The organism is Flavobacterium sp. BFFFF1 (assembly GCF_002256285.1).
Taxonomy (GTDB): Bacteria; Bacteroidota; Bacteroidia; order Flavobacteriales; family Flavobacteriaceae; genus Flavobacterium.
The window spans coordinates 1-5869 of the sequence record NZ_NKJE01000054.1 but is presented as its reverse complement, the minus strand read 5'-3'; the positions used below and the strand labels follow the sequence as shown (position 1 = coordinate 5869).

The window sequence follows — 5869 nt, the reverse complement described above, 5'->3', positions numbered from 1 at the left end:
GACTTTCGACTTTAGACTTTCGACTTTCGACTTTCGTTTTTTTTCCAAACGTAAAAGTATAAAAAGTATCTTTGCTTTTTAAAATGTAAAAATATGTTTTCAAAATTAGCCTATTCGGTTTTCGAGCAAAGTATCAAAGATTATCACCAGTTTGATGATGTGGACCAGCCGGTGAACAACCCTTATCCAAAAGACAAATTCGAACACCTTTTGTACCTTAAAAACTGGATTGATACCGTACAGTGGCATTTTGAAGACATCATCCGTGACCCGAATATCGACCCTGTGGCTGCATTAACCCTAAAAAGGAGGATTGATGCCTCAAATCAGGAACGTACCGACATGGTGGAATACATCGACAGTTATTTCCTGCAAAAATACAGCGGCGTGAAAGTGAAGGATGCCGCGAAAATCAATTCGGAAAGTCCGGCCTGGGCGTTTGACAGGCTTTCCATCCTGGCGCTTAAGATTTACCACATGAACGAAGAAGCCACCCGAGCGGAGGCTTCGCAGGAACACCGCGACAAATGCCAGGAAAAACTCAATGTGCTTTTAGAGCAGCGCTCCGACCTTTCCACCGCCATTGATGATCTTTTAAAAGACATCGAAAACGGCGACAAGTTTATGAAAGTGTACAAACAGATGAAAATGTACAATGACGACGAACTAAATCCCGTGTTGTACCAGAACAAGAAATAATTTCAGGAGCTTAATCCGGCTATCCGCTGCAATCTTTTTAGCTTGTTTTTGTGTGTTCTGCCTGAACGTATCGAGAGCCGCTAAAAAGGATTTCCGCTGCCATCCGGGCTAGCGCGCCGAATACGAATAACTTGCCGAAACCAATCAAACATATTGCCGTCATGAGACTGTCCGCTATGGGCGATGTAGCCATGACGGTTCCTGTTTTACGCGCATTTTCAAAACAATACCCCGAAATTAAGGTCACGGTAATTTCACGGTCTTTTTTCAAGCCTTTTTTTGACGGCATCCCCAACCTTTCTTTCTTTGCCTTTGACGACAAGCAGCGGCACAAAGGGTTTCCGGGCCTGCTTCGGTTGTTCCGGGACCTTAAAAGATTGGAGATTGATGCTTTCGCCGATTTACACAACGTGCTGCGTTCCAAGATCATTCGAACACTTTTTGCCGCAATCGGGGTAAAAACCGCGTACGTCGATAAAGCCAGGGCGGCAAAAAAAGGATTGATGCGCGCAGATAACAAAATCTTCAAGCCCCTGCCGACGATGTTTGAGCGACACGCGAAGGTTTTCCAACAACTTGGATTTCCGGTGCAGTTGTCGGACCCAGAGTTTCCTGTGAAACCACAGTTGACGGGCGAACTGCTTGCGCTAACCGGACAGAAACATGGCAAATGGATTGGCATGGCACCTTATGCCCAATACGATTCGAAAGTCTATCCCACCGATTTAATGCAGCACGTAATCGATAAACTTTCCGAAAATAGTGCTTACCAAATTTTCCTGTTCGGAGGAAAAAATGAAACGGCATCGTTAGATGCTTTCGCAAAAGCAAAAGGGAATATCACTGTTGTCGCCGGGAAAATCAACTTGAGCCAGGAATTGCAGCTTATTGCGAACCTCGATGTGATGCTTTCCATGGACTCCGGAAATGCGCACATTGCTGCGATGCTGGGCATCAAAGTGATTACGCTTTGGGGCGCAACACATCCGTACGCCGGATTTCTACCGTTTAATCAAACGATGGAAAATGCGCTGACAGCAGACCGGGAAAAATTCCCAAAAATCCCTACGTCAGTCTATGGCAATAAGCAAGTGGAAGGCTATGAGGACGCCATGCGGACAATTTCTCCTGACGACATTGTGGAGAAAATAGACGCGGTACTCAATACTCAATACCCAATACTCAATACTTAACACAGAATCAACTGACCATCTTTGCGCTTGCGTCTTAATGCTGTTCTCTAATTAAACGTCGTCGTAATCGACATAAATTGAGGCAGAAGTCGGGTGCGCCTGACAGGTTAGAATGAGTCCGTCAGCAATTTCCTTGTCAGTAAGGATGGCATTTTTCTTCATTTCCGCGGTGCCGGATGTGATCCGCGCGAGGCAGCTGCTGCAAATCCCGCCCTGGCAGGAATAGGGCGCGTCTACCCCTTGTTTTAACGCCGCATCAAGCAAAGTCTGTTTCTGCGACATTTCAAAAGTAGTTTCCTCATCATCCACAAGGACCGTAATTTTGGTATGTCCTTCAAGCGGGCTGTTGAGGTTGTCTTTCGTCAGCGACGTAGAAAATAGCTCAAATTTGATGTCTTTCTCCGGGACATTGTGTTCCTTAAGTACAGTCGACACCACATTGATCATTTCTTCCGGACCGCACAGGTAGAATTTATCAAAAACCAGATTTTTGTATTTGTTATTCAGTACAAAATTCACGGTCGATTTTTCAATCCGGCCAAACAGGTCATTTTCTATTTTTGCCTGGCTGTACACAAAATGGACAAACAACCGCCCGACATATTGCAATTGTAAGTCATGTAATTCCTGGTGGAAAATGGTTTCAGCAGGGGTTTTATTGCCGTACACCAATACAAATGTACTTTCGGTTTCATTGGCCAGCACCGATTTCAAAATCCCGATAATCGGAGTAATGCCACTTCCTGCTGCAAACGCAGCATAATTTTTTTGCTTCCCGGGTTGCGGTTCAAAAGTGAATTTTCCTTCCGGAGTTCCCACTTCAATAACATCGCCTGCCTTCAACGACGTATTGGCAAATGGTGAAAAAGTGCCATTTTTCACCGACTTTACGGCGATACGCAACTCCCCGCTCTCAGGTGAGGAACACAGCGAATAGGCACGGCGGATTTCATTCCCGTCCAGTGTCAGCTTTAGGTTGATGTACTGTCCGGCAGTATATTGGTAATTTGGCTTAAGTGCTTCGGGAACATTAAAAAGTACGGAAACCGCATTTTCAGTTTCCCTTTTAACTTCTTTAATGTTTAATTTATAGAATGAGGACATGAAATTTTATTTTTTTACAAAGATACTAAACCCAGAAGGTTCATGAAAGCCCGCTTGAAATTTTATAATACCTAAATGTTTTATGTATAAGATTCTTATGTATATTTGAAACGAATTTGAAATTATGAAAAACTCACAGTTGTATAAAGGCAGCCTCAGCACCATCATCATGAAGCTGCTGCAGGAAAATGGAAGGATGTACGGTTATGAGATTACCCAAAAGGTAAAAGCCATTACCGCAGGCGACCTGAATATCACCGAAGGCGCATTGTATCCCGCGCTGCACAAGCTGGAAGCGGACGGATTGCTTGAGGTGGAATTCGAAAAAGTAGACAACCGCCCGAGGAAATATTATCGGCTTACTTCAAAAGGCACAATCGAAACGCAAAGCCTGCTTGCAGAACTGGAAGCTTTTATAAGAAACATGCAGACATTAGTAAAACCCAATCTTGAATTTTGATGAAACTCAACGAAACACAAATCCAATATTTATTTGATTTTACGAGGCAACATTATGTAGAATACTATGACCTGCAGTCAGAGCTGGTGGACCACCTGGCCAATGCCATAGAGCAGGCCATTTCTGAAAACCCAAATCTGAGTTTTGAACAGGCGCTGAGTGCCGAGTTTAAGAAATTCGGTATTTTCGGGTTCATGGATGTGGTTGAAAAACGGCAGGGTGCACTCACCAGGAAATACCATAAAATGGTTTGGGCGCATTTCATGGAATTCTTCAGGCTTCCAAAGATCGTATTGTCGCTGGGCGCTGTTGTTTTTGGGTTTTATTTTTTGAAATCGATTACGTATAAAGAAGCGGTTTTCGCATCAGTTTTCGCGGTAATTACATTTGGATTGCTGCTCAAAATGATCATCGAAGTCACGCTGCGGCGCAAAAAAGCCGAAAAAAAAGAAAAACGCTGGCTTTTTGAAGAAATCATGTATGGATACGGAAGTGTAACCTCATTTTTTATCCTCCCGTTGCAGCTGATCGATTTGTTTTACAGGAAAGCAGTGTTTTTAAGCGATATCGCAATGTGGGTGTCCAGTTTCCTAATCGTTGCCTACGCGATTGTATGCTATGTGATGATATATGTGATTCCGTCGAAGGCCAAAGAATACCTTGGTAAAATGTACCCCGAATATTTAATGCAGGAAGTGTAACATTTTCTTACTTTAGCAACTCATTCCCAAAACCGAAAACAACATGATTGGAAAATTTCTCTATCTTGAATGGAAGTCCTTTTTCAGGTCGGCTTCCTTTGCCACAAACGTAATACTGAAAATCTTCATGGGAATCATGGCATTGTACATGATTGCAATGTTCCTGCTGGTGGGTATTGGGGGGTTTGAGCTGATGCAAAGCCAGGGGCTTGACCCGTTAAAAACAGTCAATAAAATATTGATTTACTACTTCATTTTTGATTTGGTTATCAGGTTGTTGCTGCAGAAAATCCCGGTGCTGAACATCAGGCCGATGCTCGTTTTGCCGATAAAACGACCCGTCATTGTGAATTTTGCCATCGGCAAGACGATGCTGTCTTTCTTTAACCTGATTCATGCATTCTTATTTTTGCCGTTTACTATTGTGCTGATTAAAAACGGATATGATGCTACTCAGTCGCTGCTTTGGCTGTTGTCGTTGGCCTGCATGTTTTACATCAACAACCTGCTGAATATCATCCTGAACAACAAAGACAATTTATTTATACTGTTTCTGGTATTGGCTGCTGGTTTTGCTGCCATGCAATATTATGGTTTATTTGATATTACGGTGTACACATCAGTTTACTTCAATGGATTGTTTGGCATGCAATGGATGGTTGCGGTTCCGTTGGTTGCATTTGTGGTGCTCTATGTCGTGACGCACAAATACCTGATGAAAAACCTCTACCTGGATGCCGGCCTCGCGGCGAAACATGCAGTAGCAAAAACAGAACAATTCGACTGGCTGAACCAATTTGGGACAGTCGGGACATTCCTTAAAAATGACATCAGGCTCATTAAGCGCAACAAGCGTTCAAAATCAACTGTTTTGATGAGCGTATTGTTTCTTTTCTATGGACTTCTTTTTTTCTCAGGCGGAATTGAAGCATACAATAATCCGGCCATGCACATGTTCGCAGGGATTTTCGTTACCGGCGGATTCCTTTTTACTTTCGGGCAGTTTGTACCCAGCTGGGACAGTTCTTATTATCCGTTGATGATGACACAGAATATTCCGTATAAAGGATACCTGAATGCCAAGTGGTGGCTTATCGTCATCGCAACGGCTGTTTCTACGATATTGGCTTCATTTTATCTTTATTTTGGGCTGCACATTTATTTGATGATTGTTGTCGGTGCAATTTACAACATGGGCTTTAATTCCCATCTGGTACTGCTGGGCGGCGCGTTTACAAAGACGCCTGTAGATCTTGCATCCAGCCGTGGCGCATTTGGCGATAAGAAAGCCTTCAACCTCAAAACAATGCTCATTTCGTTACCAAAATTATTGCTGCCCATGTTGCTTTATCTCGCCGGATCAAAAATTTACAATCCCAATCTCGGACTTGTCTTTGTCGCGGCGGCAGGAGTACTTGGTTTCGCTTTCAGGGACAAGGTTTTTTCAATGATTGAAAAAATATACAAATCCGAAAAGTATGCGACGCTGGATGCATACAAACAAAAAAACTAATCCATAACAAGAAAGATCATGATACAAGTTAACCATCTGTCAAAATCATACAATGGCCAGTGCGTGCTGAAAATAGAGAACTTAACGATTAATCAGGGCGAGAGCTTTGGCCTCGTGGGGAATAACGGTGCCGGGAAGACGACATTCTTTAGTTTGTTGCTGGCCCTGATTGAGACATCGACCGGGAGTATCACCACCA

The 5869-nt window shown here is 43.3% G+C and carries 7 protein-coding genes; 6 read left to right on the top strand and 1 reads right to left on the bottom strand.

The annotated features are described in order from the left end of the window. The first annotated feature begins 93 nt into the window (after positions 1-93). Both CFE23_RS16315 and CFE23_RS16310 read left to right on the top strand, forming a co-directional pair. Complete coding sequence (locus tag CFE23_RS16315) at positions 94-699, top strand: DUF4254 domain-containing protein (protein WP_291090432.1); 606 nt, start codon at positions 94-96, stop codon at positions 697-699. A 161-nt stretch (positions 700-860) separates the two neighbouring features. Continuing rightward, positions 861-1892, top strand: a complete 1032-nt coding sequence (locus CFE23_RS16310) for a glycosyltransferase family 9 protein (RefSeq protein ID WP_291090429.1) — start codon at positions 861-863, stop codon at positions 1890-1892. A gap of 51 nt (positions 1893-1943) precedes the next feature. Here the strand turns inward: CFE23_RS16310 and CFE23_RS16305 are convergent, their stop codons facing one another. After that, on the bottom strand, positions 1944-2996 hold the full coding sequence (locus CFE23_RS16305) for a ferredoxin--NADP reductase (RefSeq protein WP_291090426.1): 1053 nt from the start codon (positions 2994-2996) through the stop codon (positions 1944-1946). A gap of 124 nt (positions 2997-3120) precedes the next feature. Between CFE23_RS16305 and CFE23_RS16300 the strand changes: the two genes are divergently transcribed. From CFE23_RS16300 to CFE23_RS16285, 4 genes are all read left to right on the top strand, one after another. Further along, a complete protein-coding gene (locus tag CFE23_RS16300; RefSeq protein ID WP_291090423.1) occupies positions 3121-3456 on the top strand; it encodes a PadR family transcriptional regulator in 336 nt (111 codons plus the stop codon). Then, positions 3456-4157, top strand: coding sequence for a hypothetical protein (locus CFE23_RS16295; RefSeq protein WP_291090420.1), 702 nt, complete (start codon positions 3456-3458; stop codon positions 4155-4157). Before CFE23_RS16300 ends, CFE23_RS16295 begins: the two co-directional genes overlap by 1 nt. A gap of 43 nt (positions 4158-4200) precedes the next feature. Beyond that, positions 4201-5670 (top strand): DUF5687 family protein, encoded by a 1470-nt coding sequence (locus tag CFE23_RS16290; protein WP_291090417.1) that lies wholly within the window; start codon positions 4201-4203, stop codon positions 5668-5670. 18 nt (positions 5671-5688) lie between these two features. Next, on the top strand, positions 5689-5869 hold a 181-nt coding region (locus CFE23_RS16285; protein WP_291090414.1), incomplete at its 3' end, for an ATP-binding cassette domain-containing protein.

Coding starts and splice junctions, on each gene's coding strand:
- CFE23_RS16315 (WP_291090432.1), top strand. CDS start 94: ATGTTTTCAAAATTAGCCTATTCGGTTTTCGAGCAAAGTATCAAAGAT.
- CFE23_RS16310 (WP_291090429.1), top strand. CDS start 861: ATGAGACTGTCCGCTATGGGCGATGTAGCCATGACGGTTCCTGTTTTA.
- CFE23_RS16305 (WP_291090426.1), bottom strand. CDS start 2,996: ATGTCCTCATTCTATAAATTAAACATTAAAGAAGTTAAAAGGGAAACT.
- CFE23_RS16300 (WP_291090423.1), top strand. CDS start 3,121: ATGAAAAACTCACAGTTGTATAAAGGCAGCCTCAGCACCATCATCATG.
- CFE23_RS16295 (WP_291090420.1), top strand. CDS start 3,456: ATGAAACTCAACGAAACACAAATCCAATATTTATTTGATTTTACGAGG.
- CFE23_RS16290 (WP_291090417.1), top strand. CDS start 4,201: ATGATTGGAAAATTTCTCTATCTTGAATGGAAGTCCTTTTTCAGGTCG.